The sequence below is a fragment of the Streptomyces sp. 2323.1 genome (genome assembly GCF_900221035.1).
In the GTDB taxonomy this organism is placed as follows: Bacteria; Actinomycetota; Actinomycetes; order Streptomycetales; family Streptomycetaceae; genus Streptomyces; species Streptomyces sioyaensis.
On the sequence record NZ_LT907981.1, the window covers coordinates 5,732,901 to 5,748,721 of the forward strand.

At 73.5% G+C, this 15,821-nt stretch carries 14 protein-coding genes; 8 read left to right on the forward strand and 6 right to left on the reverse strand.

Annotated elements, in window-relative coordinates; translation table 11 throughout:
* Positions 1-3 precede the first annotated feature (3 nt).
* A complete protein-coding gene (locus CPH93_RS24670; protein WP_096214103.1) occupies positions 4-1,197 on the forward strand; it encodes a lipid-transfer protein in 1,194 nt (397 codons plus the stop codon).
* Positions 1,198-1,526: 329 nt separating this feature from the next.
* On the forward strand, positions 1,527-2,972 hold the full coding sequence (locus CPH93_RS24675) for an MFS transporter (protein ID WP_096214104.1): 1,446 nt from the start codon (positions 1,527-1,529) through the stop codon (positions 2,970-2,972).
* Positions 2,973-3,081: 109 nt separating this feature from the next.
* On the opposite strand, the gene CPH93_RS24680 is transcribed toward CPH93_RS24675, so the two are convergent.
* From CPH93_RS24680 to CPH93_RS24695, 4 genes are all read right to left on the reverse strand, one after another.
* The gene (locus CPH93_RS24680) at positions 3,082-3,720 is read right to left on the reverse strand and encodes a response regulator transcription factor (protein ID WP_051006926.1); all 639 of its coding nucleotides are present in this window, start codon (positions 3,718-3,720) and stop codon (positions 3,082-3,084) included.
* Between the two features lie 132 nt (positions 3,721-3,852).
* Complete coding sequence (locus CPH93_RS24685) at positions 3,853-5,235, reverse strand: sensor histidine kinase (RefSeq protein ID WP_096214105.1); 1,383 nt, start codon at positions 5,233-5,235, stop codon at positions 3,853-3,855.
* 6 nt (positions 5,236-5,241) lie between these two features.
* Complete coding sequence (locus CPH93_RS24690; RefSeq protein WP_093488619.1) at positions 5,242-5,970, reverse strand: ABC transporter permease; 729 nt, start codon at positions 5,968-5,970, stop codon at positions 5,242-5,244.
* Positions 5,970-6,977, reverse strand: coding sequence for an ABC transporter ATP-binding protein (locus tag CPH93_RS24695; protein ID WP_231976948.1), 1,008 nt, complete (start codon positions 6,975-6,977; stop codon positions 5,970-5,972). Before CPH93_RS24695 ends, CPH93_RS24690 begins: the two co-directional genes overlap by 1 nt.
* Before the next feature lie 411 nt (positions 6,978-7,388).
* Here CPH93_RS24695 and CPH93_RS24700 point away from each other — a divergent pair, with 411 nt between their 5' ends.
* The 3 genes from CPH93_RS24700 to CPH93_RS24710 are packed head-to-tail and all read left to right on the forward strand — an operon-like array spanning position 7,389 to position 10,350.
* Positions 7,389-8,264, forward strand: a complete 876-nt coding sequence (locus CPH93_RS24700; RefSeq protein WP_096214107.1) for a MaoC/PaaZ C-terminal domain-containing protein — start codon at positions 7,389-7,391, stop codon at positions 8,262-8,264.
* Between the two features lie 35 nt (positions 8,265-8,299).
* Entirely contained in the window at positions 8,300-9,376 is a 1,077-nt protein-coding gene (locus CPH93_RS24705) for a Zn-dependent alcohol dehydrogenase (protein ID WP_096214108.1), read from the forward strand.
* A gap of 32 nt (positions 9,377-9,408) precedes the next feature.
* Positions 9,409-10,350 (forward strand): 3-oxoacyl-ACP reductase, encoded by a 942-nt coding sequence (locus CPH93_RS24710; protein ID WP_096214109.1) that lies wholly within the window; start codon positions 9,409-9,411, stop codon positions 10,348-10,350.
* A 108-nt stretch (positions 10,351-10,458) separates the two neighbouring features.
* On the opposite strand, the gene CPH93_RS36275 is transcribed toward CPH93_RS24710, so the two are convergent.
* Positions 10,459-10,626 (reverse strand): hypothetical protein, encoded by a 168-nt coding sequence (locus tag CPH93_RS36275; protein ID WP_173909875.1) that lies wholly within the window; start codon positions 10,624-10,626, stop codon positions 10,459-10,461.
* Between the two features lie 159 nt (positions 10,627-10,785).
* Positions 10,786-12,633, reverse strand: coding sequence for a hypothetical protein (locus CPH93_RS37630; RefSeq protein ID WP_096214110.1), 1,848 nt, complete (start codon positions 12,631-12,633; stop codon positions 10,786-10,788).
* Positions 12,634-12,887: 254 nt separating this feature from the next.
* On the opposite strand from CPH93_RS37630, the gene CPH93_RS24720 reads away from it, so the two are divergent.
* From CPH93_RS24720 to CPH93_RS24730, 3 genes are read left to right on the forward strand one after another with little or no spacing between them, the layout of a single operon-like run.
* The gene (locus CPH93_RS24720) at positions 12,888-13,763 is read left to right on the forward strand and encodes a Nif3-like dinuclear metal center hexameric protein (protein WP_173909876.1); all 876 of its coding nucleotides are present in this window, start codon (positions 12,888-12,890) and stop codon (positions 13,761-13,763) included.
* Complete coding sequence (locus tag CPH93_RS24725; protein WP_186831796.1) at positions 13,760-14,503, forward strand: zinc ribbon domain-containing protein; 744 nt, start codon at positions 13,760-13,762, stop codon at positions 14,501-14,503. The genes CPH93_RS24720 and CPH93_RS24725 overlap by 4 nt, the downstream gene beginning before the upstream one ends.
* 3 nt (positions 14,504-14,506) lie before the next feature.
* The gene (locus CPH93_RS24730) at positions 14,507-15,688 is read left to right on the forward strand and encodes a bifunctional RNase H/acid phosphatase (protein WP_096214111.1); all 1,182 of its coding nucleotides are present in this window, start codon (positions 14,507-14,509) and stop codon (positions 15,686-15,688) included.
* Positions 15,689-15,821: the final 133 nt, after the last annotated feature.

Sequence of the window (15,821 nt, forward strand, 5' to 3'; positions counted from 1 at the left end):
CACATGGCCGGCAAGGCGTACATCGTCGGGGTCGGGATGACCCGGTTCGAGAAGCCCGAGACCGGGGACCGGCAGTACTGGGACCTGGTGAAGGAGGCGGGCACCGCGGCGCTCGCGGACGCCGGGATCGGTTACGAGGCCGTCGAGCAGGTGCCGGTGGGCTACTGCTTCCAGGCCTCGACGGCCGGCCAGCGCGCCGCCTACGAACTGGGCCTGACCGGTGTTCCCGTCTACAACGTCAACAACAACTGCGCGACCGGCGCGACCGCGCTGATGATGGCCCGCCAGTTCGTCGAGGGCGGCCTCAACGACTGTGTGCTGGCACTCGGCTTCGAGAAGATGAAGCGCGGCGCCCTGGGCGGCGGCGCCGACAGCGGCGATTTCCGGACGTCTCCGGTGGCCCGCCACTACGGGGTGATGGCCGCCGCGCACGGTTTCGAGCAGACCCCGCCCACCGCCCAGCTCTTCGGCAATGCGGCCCGCGAGCACATGGCGCGCTACGGCACCACCGCCGAGCAGCTCGCCGCGGTCGGCGCCAAGAACCACCGGCACTCCGTACACAACCCGTACGCCCAGTTCCGGGAGGCGTACACGGTCGAGGAGGTGCTCGCCGCCAAGACCATCCACCGGCCGCTGACCAGGCTGCAGTGCTCCCCGACCTCGGACGGTGCGGCCGCGGCCGTGGTCGTCTCCGAGCGGTTCGTCGGGGAACACGGGCTGGCCGACCGGGCGGTGGAGATCGCCGCACAGGCCATGACGACGGACACCGGGGACAGCTTCGCCTCGGGCTCCTGCATCGACGTCGTCGGCCGGCCGATGTCGCGGGCCGCGGCCCGGCAGGCGTATGCGGCCGGTGGCCTCGGCATCGAGGACGTGGACGTGATCGAGCTGCACGACTGCTTCTCGGTCAATGAGCTGCTGACGTACGAGGCGCTGGGGATGTGCGCGGAAGGCGACTCGGGAAAACTGGTCGCCGACGGCGCCACGACCTACGGCGGCCGCTGGGTGGTCAACCCGTCCGGCGGGCTGATCTCCAAGGGGCACCCGCTGGGCGCGACGGGGCTGGCGCAGGCCGCCGAGCTGGTCTGGCAGCTCCGCGGCACCGCGGGCGAGCGCCAGGTCCCGGGCGCCCGGGTGGGCCTGGCACACAACATCGGGCTGGGCGGGGCGGCGGTGGTTACGGTGTTGCGGCGGTGAGGGGGGTGAGGGCGGTGAGGCCGCCCGGCGGGGTAACCCTCGCCCGCGGGGAAGTGCTTGCCCGCGGGGCGATCCTCTCTGCCCGACGAGTAATCCTCCTCCCCTCGCGAGTAATCCACCCCCGCGAGCGGGTAGTTGGTCTGCAAGGGGCCTCCCCACCCCCTAAGGGCCCGCCACCCCCCTAAGGGCCCGCCACCCCCACCCCGTACGGGCTCGCCCCCGCCCCCTACGGCCCCACCCCCGCCTTTCTCCGTCCTGCGACCTACGTCTCCGGTCAGGTGGCAGGTGCGTCGAAATCCCGATGCGGGGTTCCAGCGCCGAATGCGAGCATGGTCCCCATGCCGCCGATAACCGCCCCCGCCACGCTGCCCGAAACCGCGCGCCGTACGACCGCCCCGGCCTGGCTGGTGATGGTGCTGGTGTGCGCGGGGCAGTTCCTGGTGGTGCTGGATGTCTCCGTGGTGAATGTGGCGCTGCCCGCCATGCGGACCGGCCTGGGCCTGAGCGAGCTGGGCCTGCAGTGGATCGTCAACGCCTACGTCATCACCTTCGCCGGCTTCATGCTGCTCGGCGGGCGGGCCGCCGATCTGTTCGGCCGCAAGCGCATCTTCGTCCTGGGGCTGGCACTGTTCACCGTCGCGAGCCTGGGTGGCGGGCTGGCGCAGCAGCCCTGGCAGCTGATCGCGGCGCGTACGGTGCAGGGCGTCGGCGCCGCCGTGCTCTCGCCGGCCACCCTCACGATCCTGACCACGTCGTTCCCGACCGGCCCGGCCCGTACCCGCGCCATCGGCACCTGGACGGCGGTCGGCGCCGGCGGTGGCGCGGTGGGCGGTCTGGTCGGCGGGGTGCTCACCGAATCCCTGTCCTGGCGCTGGGTGTTGCTGATCAATGTGCCGGTGGGGGCGCTGGTGCTGGCGGGCGCGGTGCTGTGGCTCACCGAGAGCCGGCAGGACGCCGGACGGCGGCTCGATGTGCCCGGTGCGCTGCTGGTGACCGGCGGGCTGGCGCTGGTGGCGTACGGCATCGTGCAGACCGAGACGGACGGCTGGGCCTCGGCGTCCGCGCTGCTGCCGCTGGCCGCCGGGCTGGTCGTGATCGCGGCGTTCCTCGCGGTCGAGGCGCGGGCGAAGGCCCCGCTGATGCCGCTGGGGCTCTTCCGGCTGCGCTCGGTCTCGTCGGCGAACGCCGCGATGGTGCTGGCCGGCGCCGCGATGTTCTCGATGTGGTACTTCCTGTCGCTGTATGTGCAGAACGTGCTGGGCTACCGGCCGTTGCAGGCCGGGCTCTCCTTCATCCCGCACTCGCTGTCCATCGTCCTGGGTTCCAAGATCGCACCGCGGCTGATGAAACGTCTGGGTGCCAAGACCCTGGCCATCATCGGTGCGGTGATCTCCGCGGCCGGCATGGTCTGGCAGGGCACGATGGACGTCCACGGCAGCTACCTCGGGACGATCCTCGGCCCCGGCATCCTGATGGCGCTGGGGGCGGGCCTGACCGCGACCCCGATCGCCTCCATCGCCACCTCCGGCGCCGACCCCGCCGACCAGGGACTGGTCTCCGGCCTGATCAACACCTCCCGTCAGATGGGCGGTGCGCTGGGCCTGTCGGTGCTGTCCACCGTCGCGGCGTCCCGTACGGAGGCGAACAACAGCCCGCAGGCCATGGCGGACGGCTACGGCCTGGCCTTCCAGGTCGGCTCGCTGATCCTGCTGGTCAGTCTCGTGCTGATGATCGTGGCGCTGCCGCGACGACGGGCGGACGCCGCGCAGGGCTGAGGCGGCAACGGGCCCTCTGGCGCGACGGGTTCGGGCCACGGCCGCCGGTTTCGCCGCCCCGGGCCGCCGCCCCGGGCCGCCGCGCCCCCGCTCCCCGCTAGGACATGGCCTACAGCCACCCGTTCTGCCGCGCCGCCCGGACCGCCTCCATACGGTTGCGGGTGCCGGTCTTGCCGATCGCCGCGGAGAGGTAGTTGCGGACGGTGGCCTGTGAGAGGTGGAGCTTGCCGGCGATATCGGCGACCGTGGCGCCGTCCACGGCGGCGGTGAGGACGTCCCGCTCGCGCTGGGTCAGCGGGTTGGGGCCGGCGCTCAGGGCCGCCGCGGCGAGCCCGGGGTCGATGACCCGCTCGCCGGCCAGCACCCGGCGGATCGCCGCCGCCAGGTCCTCCACCGGGCCGTCCTTGACCAGGAATCCGGACGCCCCGGCCTCCATGGCGCGCCGCAGATAGCCGGGCCGGCCGAAGGTCGTCACGATCAGCACCTTGCAGGAGGGCAGCTGGGCGCGCAGGTCGGCCGCGGCGTCCAGGCCGCTGCGGCCGGGGAGTTCGATGTCCAGGAGGGCGATGTCGGGGCGGGTGTCCAGGGCGGTGGCGACGATCTGGTCGCCCGCCGCGACCTGGGCCACGACCTGCATGTCCGCTTCCAGGTCGAGCAGCAGCGCCAGCGCGCCCCGCATCATGCCCTGGTCCTCGGCGAGGAGGACCTTGATGCTTCTCATGGGGGGCTCGCCGGGCGCGTCAGTCATGGCGCCAGAGTAGCCAGCGCGCAACCGCCGGGCAGCGGACAGCCCCAGGCAACGCCAGCAGCAGCTGCCGGGCCGGCGTCCGGCGTCCGGCGGAGGTCAGTTGTTCTTCAGCGCCAGACCTGGTGGACGGCTTCAACGCGCCCCCTCCGCCCCCGCCATATCCCCCGTCCCGACCGGCAGTTCGGCCGTGACCCGGAAGCCGCGCCGGCCGTCCGGGCCGCTGTGCAGGGTGCCGCCCGCCGCGGCCAGGCGCTCGGTCAGTCCCTTCAGGCCGGTGCCGCCCACCGGTCCCGTACGGCCGGGCGGCGGCGGAGCGCCGGTGCCGTCCGCGGGGTCCGGTCCGCCGGCGGCGTCCGCCCCCGCGTCGCCCGGGCCACGGCCGGGGACGTGGCCGCGCAGCCGGCCCGGGACGGATATCGCGGCGGCACCGGCGCCGTCGGGGCCGCGGCCGTCGTCCGTGATCGTCAGCCGTACCCGGTCCTCGCCGGCGTGGACGGAGATCTCGCAGGTGGTGGCGCCGCTGTGCCGGACGGTGTTGGTGACGCCCTCGCGGACCACCCAGCCCAGCAGCGCGCCGGCCTGCGGGGGCAGCGGCGGCCCGGCCTGGCGTACGACGGGTTCGATGCCGGCCGCCTCCAGCACCGAACGGGCGCGGTCGAGTTCGGTGCTCAGGCTGCCCTCGCGGTAGCCGGTGACCGCCTCGCGGATCTCGGTCAGCGCCTGCCGGCCGACGGCCTCGATGTCGGCGGCCTGGGCGAGCGCGGCGTCCAGATTGCGCGGCGCCAGCCGGCGGACCGCCTCGGCCTTGACGACCACCACGGACAGGGTGTGGCCCAGCAGGTCGTGCAGATCGCGGGAGAAGCGCAGCCGTTCCTTCTCGACGGCGCTGCGGGCCAGTTCCTGGCGGGTGGTGTTGAGCTCCTGGATGGTGTCGAACAGGCTCAGGACCGTGGCCGTCACCGTGCCGGACAGGAAGGTGCCGTAGCCGACGCCGAACGCGCCCGGGCCGCCGTTGTGCCAGCCGGTCAGATACCCGGCCGCACCGCTGAGCGAGATCAGCCACACGGCGAGCTTCTTGCCGCGTAGCGCGCGGACCGTGCCGGAGGCCAGCGACAGCAGCGGGAAGAACAGGAACCAGTCGCCGCCGAAACCGAGGGCGATGGCGAAGGTGATCGCGGTCAGCAACGCCAGGGCGTACAGCGGCTGCCGGGAATGGCGCAGCCGGGGGTTGAACGAGGTCCACACGACGGTGATGTAGACGGAGTTGAAGGCGAGCAGCCCGAGCCCGGCCAGCCAGGGGTTGCCCGTCTTGCCCTCGATGACGTTGGAGAAGGCGCCCATGCCCATCAGCAGCCAGGGCAGGAAGGCGTACTTCCCCGGACCTCCGTCCGCCTTCCGCTCCGCCCACCTGGGCCGGCGCCGGCCGGAATCCGTGCTGCCCGCGGCGTCGGAATCCGCGGCGCAGGCGTCCTGCTGCTTCGTGTGCTGCACTGTCGCTTCCCAGGTCTGCGCCATCGTCGGTCACGGCGTCCGTGCGGCCCGACGGTACGCGTACACCGCGTAACCGCCGAAGAGTGCCAGCCAGAGGGCCAGTGTCGCCACTGTGCCCGGCCCCGGTGCCCCGCCCTGCGTCACGCTCCGGCCGAGCTCGGCGAACCGGTTGCCCGGTGTCCAGGAGGACAGCGCGCGCAGCCACCCGGGGAACAGCTCGGTCGGGAACCACAGGCCGCCGACGATCGAGAGCAGCACCATGCAGCCCGTATTGACCACGCCCGTGGACTGCGCGGAGAGGCGGTAGCCGTTGCCGAGGCCGAGCAGGGTGAAGGGGGCGGTGCCCAGCCACAGCACCCCGGCCAGCGCGGCCCACTGCCAGGCGGGCATCCGTACGCCGTTGACCAGCGCGCCGACCAGCAGTACGGCGGCGATGGCCGGCAGCACCGTCACCGAGGCGGTCAGCCCGCGGCCCACCACGACCCGTATGGGGCTCAGGGGGGTGATGCGCAACTGCCGCAGCCAGCCCAGCTGCTTGTCCTCGGCGACGCCGGTGCCCGAGCCGATCGCCGCGCCCAGCGCGCCGTACGCGGCCATCCCGACCATCGACGCGATCTTCCACTCCATGGCGGCGCCGCCCGCCCCCACGCCGATGTTGGTCATCAGCACATACATCAACACCGGCATCCCGATGCCGAACACGACGAAGCCTCGGTCGCGCAGGGTGCGGCGGACTTCGAGCCGGATGTAGTCGAGCATCATGCGCGCTCCTTCACGGACGGGGCGCCGGCGGCGGCGCGCGCCGGGGCAGCAGCGGCAGCCGGGACAGCAGGGGGTGCGGTCTCGGCGGAGGTGAGCGTGAGGAAGGCGTCCTCCAGGCTGGCGGGGACGACCTGGAGCCCGCGGACGAGCCCCAGCGAGGCCAGCGCCACGACCGTCGCGTCGGAGTCCGTCGTCCGCAGCAGCGCGCGGTCGCCGCGCACCTCCACGGCGCTCACCCCGGGCAGTCCGGGCAGCGGCCCGGTCGGCGCGCCCGCGAGGTCGAAGGAGACCAGCGTGCCGCCGGCCTGCCGCTTGATCGCCGCGCCGCTGCCGTCGGCGACCACCCGGCCGCCGTCCATCACCACGATCCGGTCGGCGTGTTCGTCCGCCTCCTCCAGATAGTGGGTGGAGAACACGATGGTGTGGCCGCGGCGGGCATAGGCCCGCATCGAGCGCCAGAAGGCACGGCGCGCCTCCACGTCCAGCGCGGCGGTCGGCTCGTCCAGCACCAGCAGCGCGGGGTTGCCGGCCAGCGCCACCGCGAAGCGGACCCGCTGGGCCTGCCCGCCGGACAGCCGGTCCACCCGCCGCCCGGCGAACTCGCCGAGGCCGGCCAGCTCCAGGGCCTCGGCGACGTCCATGGGGTGCGGGTAGGTGGCGGCGACAAAGGTGATCAGCTCGCGGACGGTGACCCGCGGTACGGCCTTGCCGTCCTGCAGCATGGCGCCCACCCGGCCGGCCCGCACCGCCGCCTCCGGTGTGCCGCCGAACAGCCGCACCGTGCCCGCACTGGGCGGCAGCAGCCCCAGCAGCATGGTGAGCGTGGTGGATTTCCCCGCGCCGTTGCGCCCGAGGAGCGCCACCGTCCCGCCCGTCGCGATCTTCAGATCCAGGTCGTCCACGGCCCGCACCGCGCCATAACTCCGCGTCACCCCGGAGAATTCCACCGCCGCGACGCCCTCTGCCGTGTGCGCCGTGCCGCCTGGTCCTGTTGTCCCTGCCATGCCCGCCCCGCCTTTCCTCTGTTCGGCTTCGACGTTACGGAGAGTGGCCGTCGTGCGGTAGGGGGGAATGTGGGCGCTGGACCCTGACAAATGTCATGGGCGTGCGCGTCTTCCGTCAGGGGCTCGCGCCGGGGGCAGCGCGCCGGCACCGCCGTACATGCCGCCGTACCCACCGCCGTACGCCCCGCCCGGCGACCGGCCCGCGTCCCGAATCTGACAAGGCGTCAGGGTCTTCCGGGTCCCGGACGGATCGGCTATACATGAGACCCATCGGCTAGAACGCGTTCTAGAAGTGTGCCCTGTGCGCGGTCGGAGCGCGGCCGTGGCCGACCAGATACGACCCCGGTCCGGTCGACGGTGCGGACGGCCGGGCCGGGGTCTTCCCGCCGTGGTGAAGGAGCCATCAGCCCCATGCCCATCGACGCCGCCAAGGCCACCTCCGCCGAGCCGCGGATCACCGAACTCGCCTGGGACCACAAGGACGTCCAGCTCTACCACCTCGGTATCGGCGCCGGTGCGGCCACGCCGGAGAAGCCGCACCCCGCTACCGACCCGGACGAACTGCGCTACACCCTGGAGAGCGCACTGCACGTCCTGCCCAGCTTCGCCACCGTCGCCGGCGGGGGAATGGCCCTCGCCGGCGGACTCTCCGCCCCCGGTATCGACGTCGACCTCGCCGCGGTCCTGCACGGCGGCCAGACCGTCACCGTGCACCGCCCCCTCCCCGTGCGCGGCCGTGCCACCCAGACCTCCTCCGTCCCCGCCGTGTACGACAAGGGCAAGGCCGCCGTCATCGTGCTGCGCTCCGAGATCGCCGACGAGGACGGCCCGTTGTGGACCTGCGACACCCAGATCTTCGTCCGCGGTGAGGGCGGCTTCGGCGGCGACCGCGGCCCGTCCGCCCGCCTCGAACTCCCCGAGCGCGCCCCGGACCTGCACACCGAGCGCCGGATCCGCGAGGACCAGGCGCTGCTCTACCGCCTCTCCGGCGACTGGAACCCGTTGCACGCCGATCCGGAGTTCGCCGCGCTCGCCGGCTTCGACCGGCCGATTCTGCACGGGCTGTGCACCTACGGGGTGACCCTCAAGGCCGTCGTCGACACGGTGCTCGGGGGCGAGGTCTCCCGGGTGACGTCGTATGCCACCCGGTTCGCCGGCGTCGTCTTCCCGGGCGAGATGCTGCGCCTCCGTATGTGGCAGGAGCCCGGCCGGGTGCAGGTGTCGGTGACGGCGGCCGACCGGGACGACGCACCCGTTCTGGCGGACACCGTGGTGGCGCACAACTAGGGCAGCCAGGGCAGTCAACCGAGAGGAGCCGTGACATGCGCGCAGCCGTACAGCACGAGACAGGCCAGGACAAGCTCGAAGTCCTCGACGACATCGAGGCGGTGGGGTTCGGCCCCGGCAAAGTCAGGATCCGGATCCGGGCGACCGGGCTGTGCCACTCCGACCTCTCGGCGATGAGCGGGGTGCTGCCCCAGCCCGCCCCGTTCGTCCCGGGGCACGAGGGCGCGGGCGAGATCCTCGACGTCGGCGACGGCGTCACCGGGCTCGGCCAGGGCGACCGGGTGCTGATGTGCTGGCTGCCCGCGTGCGGCAGCTGTCCGTCCTGCAAGCGTGGCCAGACCCATCTGTGCCTGGCCGGATTCATGAACGCCGGCACGCCCAACTTCCGGCGCCCCGGCGGGGACGTCTTCGGCTTCGCCGGCACCGGCACCTTTGCCGAGGAGGTCGTGGTCCCCGCCAACTGCGCGGTCCCGATCCCGGACGACGTCCCGTACGAGATCGCCGCGCTGATCGGCTGCGGTGTCACCACCGGGCTCGGCGCCGCCCTCAACACCGCCCGGGTGGCGGCCGCGTCCTCGGTCGCGGTGATCGGCTGCGGCGGTGTCGGCATCTCCGTCATCCAGGGGGCGAAGGTCTGCGGGGCGGCCGAGATCATTGCCGTCGACCCGGTGGCCGCCCGTCGGGAGGCCGCGCTCCGCTTCGGCGCCACCGAGGCCGTCGCCCCCGAGGAGTTCGCCGACGCCAAGGCCCGGATCACCGCGGGGGAGGGCTTCGACTACGTCTTCGAGGTGGTCGGCAAGTCCGCCACCGCCCGTACCGCCTACGAGATGACCCGGCGCGGCGGCACGCTGTGCGTGGTCGGCGCGGGCGCCATGGACGACACCTTCCAGGTCAACATGTTCGAGCTGTTCTTCGACGAGAAGCGGATCCTGCCGTCCCTGTACGGCGGCGCGGACGTACTGCGCTCCTACGAGCGGGCCATCGCCCTGTGGCGGGCCGGCCGGATCGACCTGGAAGGCCTGATCACCCACCGCGTCCAACTCGCCGAGATCAACGACGCCCTGGACCAGATGCGCTCCGGCACCGCACTGCGCACCTGCATCGAGATATGACGGCCGGTTCCAGAGGACTGGAGGGGACAGGTATGGCACAGCCACTGGAGGGCCTGACCGCGATCGTCACCGGTGCCGGGCGCGGCCTGGGCCGCGCCGAAGCCCTGGAACTCGCCCGCCTCGGCGCACAGGTCGTGGTCAACGACTACGGACAGCCGGGCCGCGACGGCTCCGGCGAGGCCTGTGCCGCGCCCGCCGAGGACGTCGCCGCCGAGATCCGTGCGGCGGGCGGCCGGGCGGTCGCCCACCTCGGTGACGTCGCCGACCACGCACAGGCCGGCGCCCTGGTGCAACTGGCGGTCGAGACGTACGGAAAGCTCGACATCCTGGTCAACAACGCGGGCATTCTCCGCGACCGGATGGTGTTCTCGATGACCGAGGACGAGTGGGACTCGGTCATCCGCGTCCACCTCAAGGGCCACTTCAACACCACGCACTTCGCCGCTGTCCACTGGCGCGAGCGGGCCAAAGCGGCCGGCGGCCCGGTCCACGGCCGGATCATCAACACCTCCTCCGAGGCCTTCCTCGCGGGCTCGGCGGGCCAGCCCAACTACGCGGCGGCCAAGGGCGGCATCGTCGGCCTGACGACCTCCACGGCGCTGGCGCTCGGCAAATACGGCGTGACCGCCAACGCGATCTGCCCGCGCGCCCGCACCCGGATGACCGAGGACGTCTTCGCCGGCTTCCAGGAGCCCGAGGACGGCGCCCTGGACCCGCTCGCCCCCGAACACGTCGCCCCGCTCGTCGGCTATCTCGCCTCGCCGGCCGCGACCCGGGTCAACGGGCAGCTGCTGGTCGTGCACGGCGGCATGGTCGCCATCGCCGAACGCCCGCGGATCGCCGCCAAGTTCGACACCGCGAAGGAAGTCTTCAGCTACGCGGAGCTGGATGAGCTGCTGACGCCGTATTACGCGCAGCGCCCGCCGAACGAGACCTTCGCGGCGGCCGAGGTGCTGGGCCTCAAACACGGCTGAGGCCGGCCGCGCCGCACCTACGGACGAGCTGCGGCCGCCACCCGCGCAATGCGGTGTGGCGGCCACGGCTGTGGTGTGTGGTCGGCGGTCGGGACCGCCGGACCGGCCTTACGCGTCCTGCGGCTGCTTGTCCCGGCGGTGCCGGCCATGGGCGGCGGAGCCGGACTCCTCCGCGGCGGCCGGGCCACGGTGCCTGCCGGAGCTTGCGGCCTCGGCGGCCTGGGCGGATGCCTCCTGGGGGCGCGCCTGGGTCGTGTCGGTTCGGGCTTCGGACATGAAAAGAGTCTCCGTCAGATCGCTTACAGCTGTACGCGTCGGGACCTCGCCCGACGACCGCCAAGGCTGACCCCGAACGGCACGGCTGGTGGCCGGTCAACCGGCTGCGCTGCCCCCGCCCGAAATTCTAACGGGGCGGGAAATGGCGCTCCACCGGGTCTACCGTGCCGCCAGAGGTGCTTGTTGCAAGGGAACTGGCCTGCACAAAGGGGGATGTTCGGTGATCGGCTGCGGTTCCCCGGCCACGGCGCAGGGTTGTGCAGATGATGTGGAGCGGTTGTCGGTTTCCCCCGTATCCGGGACAATCCCCCCGTCATTTTCGGGGGTCGATGCGGTGCTCAATCGGGCACCCGGTGCGGTGCCCGATGCGATGGCCGCCCCGATGTCCGCCCCGGCATCCGGTCCGGTGTCCGTTCTGGCATCCGCTTCTGCCTCTGCTCCTGCGTACGCTCCGGAGGGCGCCTCAGCGGGCATCGCGCCAGGGAGCCCGGAAGGCGGGCCGGAAAGCGGGCCCTGCACCGGCCGCAGGGGCCCGACCAGTTTCCACGGACTCCTTGGCGGAGCCGGCAGCCGCACCGGCTCCATCGGCGGCATCGGCCCCACCGGTCGTACCAGCCGCACCCGTTCCACCGGCGGCGCCACCGCCCGTGCGGGCTCCACCGCCCAAGCCTGTTGTGGCGGTTCCATCGTCCGGACCTGCTGCGGGGACTCCACCGCCCGAACCGGCTGCGGCGGCACCACCACCCGCGGGGGCTCCATCGCCCCAACCGGCCGCTCGCGCGCCACCATCCGGACGGGCCGCTCGGGCGCGACTGCCCCAACGGCCCGCTCGGGCCCGGCGACCCGAACCTGCCTCTCGGGCGCGACCGTCCGAACCGACCCCTCGGCCGCGACCGCCCCAACGGCCCGCTCAGGCCCGGCCCTCCGAACCGGCCGCTCGGGAGCGACCGCCCGGACCGGCCCCTCCGGCACCACCACCCGCGGGGTCTCCACCACCCCCACGGGCGACGCCACCCGCGCCACCCCGCAAGGCTCCGCCGCCGTCGCGTACGGCAGCAGCAGTTCACCGTGCGCCGTCCACAGCCCGGCCCCCGTCAGCCACCCCTGGGGCGCCGGGAATTGGCGCAGCTGTCGTACCGAGGGGCGCCAGACGCCCAGCCAGGTGCCGTGCGCGCCGTCCATCCGGAAGGCCACCGCGCAGCTCTCCGGGGCCAGCATCTGCCGTGGCTGCATCGCGAACGGGGTGACCGTCGCGCCGACGGGATGCAGGCACTCCGGGAAGCGCACCGGCAGTCGGCTGCCCAGTACGCCCCAGCCGAGCCGGTCCTGGCCCGGTGCGTCCGAGCGGACCAGCAGCAGTCCGCTGTCCGGATCGGCAAGCAGCAGGCGGTCGTTGCTGTCCTCGGTGATCTGTAGCAGCGGGCCGGTCTCGCCGCCCCGTTCCAGGTCGACCGTGATCGCCTTCGTCCGGCCCGCCCACTGACGGTCCAGCGCCAGCAGCCGGCCGGCGCGGTCCAGCCAGACGCCGCCCGAGCAGCGCCCCGGGATCTCGGCGACCGGCTCGGGCCCGCCCGCGCCACCGTGCAGCAGCCACAGCGTGGTGCGCTGCGCCCCGGGCGCCAGGGCATAGCCGCGCGTCCCGTCCGGCGCGGGCGGCAGCAGGGTCAGCTCGGGCGCCTCGACCGCACCCAGCAGGAGTTCACCGGTTCCGGGGCCCGCCGGGTAGAGCAGGGAGACGGCGAAGCGGCCGGCGACCCGGCGCGCGATGAGCACCCGCCCGTCCGCCAGTGGCAGCAGTGCGCTGTCCGGCTCCTCGGGCTGGGTGCCCTGCAGCGGCACGGCGTACGGCTCGGGGCCGCTCAGCGTCCAGCGCTCCGGAAACCAGCTTCCGGCGGCGTCGTCGTGACGGGCGAGCCGGGCGGCGTACGAGCCGTCGGCCGCGATCGTCAGGGTCGCGCGGTGCGGGCGCGCCGGCGCCGTGGCGTCCTCGGTGGCGCAGATCGTCATCGGGCGGTCACCTCCAGTCGGCAACCGAAGGTAGGTTTCGCACGTCCGGCCGAACAGGGCGAGTTGCCGCACTTCACGCATAAGGATGGCAGTTGTCCGGTTCGCCGGTCCCAGACGGAACGGTTGTGCATCGGCCCGCCGACCGCGGGGTGGCAGGCCCGATACGACGGTCCCGCCGCACCCCCGACCGTGGCCGCGGGCCCCCGCGCAGGACGACCCGCGCGGTGTCGCAGCTGGGAGGTAACCTTCCACCCGTGCCCGTACTGTCTGAAGTCCTCTCCGCGCTCGACGCCCTCTGGCCCCCCGAGCGGGCCGAAGGGTGGGACGCCGTCGGCACGGTCTGCGGTGATCCCGGCAGCGAGGTCCGCCGTGTGCTGTTCGCCGTCGACCCGGTCCAGGAGATCGCCGACGAGGCGGTGCGGCTCGGCGCCGACCTCCTCGTCACCCACCATCCGCTCTATCTGCGCGGGACGACGACGGTCGCGGCCTCGACCTTCAAGGGCAAGGTCGTGCACACCCTGATCAAGCACGACATCGCCCTGCACGTCGCGCACACCAACGCCGACACCGCCGACCCCGGTGTCTCCGACGCCCTGGCCGGTGCCCTGGATCTGCGCATCCTCGGCCCGCTGGTGCCGGATCCGGACGATCCGGCGGGCCGCCGCGGCCTGGGCCGGATCTGCGAGCTGCCGCATCCGATGACGCTGGCCGAGCTCGCGTCGTACGCGGCCGGCCGGCTGCCCGCCACCGCGCAGGGCATCCGGGCGGCCGGCGACCCGGACCGCGAGATCCGGACCCTCGCCGTCTCCGGCGGCTCCGGGGACAGCCTCTTCGGCGCCGTACGGGCGGCCGGTGCGGATGCCTTCCTCACTGCCGACCTGCGCCACCACCCGGCCTCCGAGGCCGTCCAGACCACCGGAGACCGCCCGCCGGCGCTGCTCGACGCCGCCCACTGGGCCACCGAGTGGCCGTGGTGCGAGCAGGCCGCGGCCCAGCTCGACGCGGTCTCCGACCGGCACGACTGGGGACTGCGCACGCATGTCTCCCGTACGGTCACCGACCCCTGGACCGCCCACGCGGCGTCCACCCCTCTCTTCACCCCGACGCACACCACAGGAGCCCCACGCTGAACGCCGCGCCCGCCGACCAGATCCGCCTTCTCGACATCCAGGCCCTGGATGTCCGGCTCACCCAGCTCGCCCACCGGGGCCACAACCTCCCCGAGCTGGCCGAGCTGCAGACTCTGGAGGCCGACCTCCTCCAGCAGCGCGACCTGCTCGTCGCCGCACAGACCGAGGAGAGCGACACCAGCCGCGAGCAGACCAAGGCCGAACAGGACGTGGACCAGGTGCGCCAGCGCGCCGCCCGCGACCAGAAGCGGCTGGACTCCGGCGCCGTCACCTCCCCCAAGGACCTGGAGAACCTCCAGCGCGAACTCGCCTCGCTGGCCAAGCGCCAGGGCGACCTGGAGGACATCGTCCTGGAGGTCATGGAGCGCCGGGAGTCCGCCCAGGAGCGGGTCACCGAGCTCACCTCCCGGGTCGAGGCCATCCAGGCCAAGGTCGACGACGCCACCGCGCGCCGGGACGCCGCGTTCGCCGAGATCGAGGCGGAGCGCGCGACGGTCGCCAAGGAGCGCGAGCTGACCGTCGCCGACATCCCGGCCGATCTCCTCAAGCTCTACGACAAGATCCGCGCCAAGGAGGGCGGCGTCGGCGCGGCCCGCCTCTACCAGCGCCGCTGCGAGGGCTGCCGCCTGGAGCTGAACATCACCGAGCTCAACGATGTCCGCGCGGCCGCCGCCGACACCGTCCTGCGCTGCGAGAACTGCAGCCGCATCCTGGTCCGTACGCCCGACTCGGGCCTGTAGGCCATGGCCCGCACCCTGATCGTCGAGGCGGACGGCGGCTCCCGGGGCAACCCGGGGCCGGCCGGCTACGGCGCGGTGGTCCTCGACCCGGAAACCGGCGCAGCCCTCGCCGAGGCCGCCGAGTTCCTCGGTACGGCGACCAACAACGTCGCCGAGTACAAGGGCCTGGTGGCCGGTCTGCGGGCGGCGCACGCGCTGGATCCCGAGGCCGACATCCGGGTGCGGATGGACTCCAAGCTCGTCGTCGAGCAGATGTCGGGGCGCTGGAAGATCAAGCACCCGGACATGAAGCCGCTGGCGGCCGAGGCCCGGTCGGTCTTCCCGGCCGACCGGGTGTCGTACGAGTGGATCCCCCGCGCGCAGAACAAGCACGCCGACCGGCTCGCCAACGAGGCGATGGACGCCGGGAAATCGGGCAAGCAGTGGGAGCCGCGCGACTCCCGGGCGGCGCTGGACACCGCGGCGCCCGCCCGCAGCGCCGCCGCCCGGGCCGCCGACGCCTCCGCGGAGGCGGCCGACGAGGCGGCGGAGGCGCCGTCGGCCGGCTGGGGCCCCGACCTCGGCCCGCCCGCCACCTTCGTCCTGCTGCGGCACGGCGAGACCGCGCTCACGCCGGAGAAGCGCTTCTCCGGCAGCGGCGGCACCGACCCCGAACTCTCCGCCGCCGGCCGCCGCCAGGCCGAGGCGACCGCCACCGCGCTCGCCGCCCGCGGCACGATCCAGGCCGTCGTCAGCTCACCGCTGCGACGCTGCCGGGAGACCGCCGAGGCCGTCGCGGCCCGGCTCGGTCTGGAGGTCCGGATCGAGGAGGGCCTGCGGGAAACGGACTTCGGGGCGTGGGAGGGTCTCACCTTCGCCGAGGTGCGCGAGCGCTACCCCGAGGATCTCGACGCGTGGCTCGCCTCCGCGAAAGCGGAGCCCACCGGAGGCGGCGAGTCCTTCGCCGCGGTCGCCCGCCGGGTCGCCGTCGCCCGGGACAAGCTCCTGGCCCGGTACGCGGGCCGCACCGTCCTGCTGGTCACCCATGTCACCCCGGTCAAGACCCTGGTCCGGCTGGCCCTGGGCGCCCCACCGGAGGCGCTGTTCCGGATGGAGCTCTCCGCGGCCTCCCTCTCCGCCGTCGCCTACTACTCCGACGGCAATGCCTCGGTGCGGCTGCTGAATGAGACGGCGCATTTGCGGTAGGGCCTGAGGCGCCGGGGACCACCGGACTGGCCCGGAGCCGCTGGACAGCCCCTGGCGGCAGGGCAGTCGGGGCGTCCCGACACCCGGGGACGTCCTGCACGCCCCGGGCCAGACCGCCGTTTCCGTACGTGCA

What these genes read in the sequence shown, in the direction of transcription:
- CPH93_RS37630 (WP_096214110.1), bottom strand. Translation starts at nt 12,633, where the DNA reads ATGACGATCTGCGCCACCGAGGACGCCACGGCGCCGGCGCGCCCGCAC.
- CPH93_RS24695 (WP_231976948.1), bottom strand. Translation starts at nt 6,977, where the DNA reads ATGGCAGGGACAACAGGACCAGGCGGCACGGCGCACACGGCAGAGGGC.
- CPH93_RS24705 (WP_096214108.1), top strand. Translation starts at nt 8,300, where the DNA reads ATGCGCGCAGCCGTACAGCACGAGACAGGCCAGGACAAGCTCGAAGTC.
- CPH93_RS24700 (WP_096214107.1), top strand. Translation starts at nt 7,389, where the DNA reads ATGCCCATCGACGCCGCCAAGGCCACCTCCGCCGAGCCGCGGATCACC.
- CPH93_RS24730 (WP_096214111.1), top strand. Translation starts at nt 14,507, where the DNA reads ATGGCCCGCACCCTGATCGTCGAGGCGGACGGCGGCTCCCGGGGCAAC.
- CPH93_RS24690 (WP_093488619.1), bottom strand. Translation starts at nt 5,970, where the DNA reads ATGCTCGACTACATCCGGCTCGAAGTCCGCCGCACCCTGCGCGACCGA.
- CPH93_RS36275 (WP_173909875.1), bottom strand. Translation starts at nt 10,626, where the DNA reads ATGTCCGAAGCCCGAACCGACACGACCCAGGCGCGCCCCCAGGAGGCA.
- CPH93_RS24680 (WP_051006926.1), bottom strand. Translation starts at nt 3,720, where the DNA reads ATGACTGACGCGCCCGGCGAGCCCCCCATGAGAAGCATCAAGGTCCTC.
- CPH93_RS24685 (WP_096214105.1), bottom strand. Translation starts at nt 5,235, where the DNA reads ATGGCGCAGACCTGGGAAGCGACAGTGCAGCACACGAAGCAGCAGGAC.
- CPH93_RS24675 (WP_096214104.1), top strand. Translation starts at nt 1,527, where the DNA reads ATGGTCCCCATGCCGCCGATAACCGCCCCCGCCACGCTGCCCGAAACC.
- CPH93_RS24710 (WP_096214109.1), top strand. Translation starts at nt 9,409, where the DNA reads ATGGCACAGCCACTGGAGGGCCTGACCGCGATCGTCACCGGTGCCGGG.
- CPH93_RS24670 (WP_096214103.1), top strand. Translation starts at nt 4, where the DNA reads ATGGCCGGCAAGGCGTACATCGTCGGGGTCGGGATGACCCGGTTCGAG.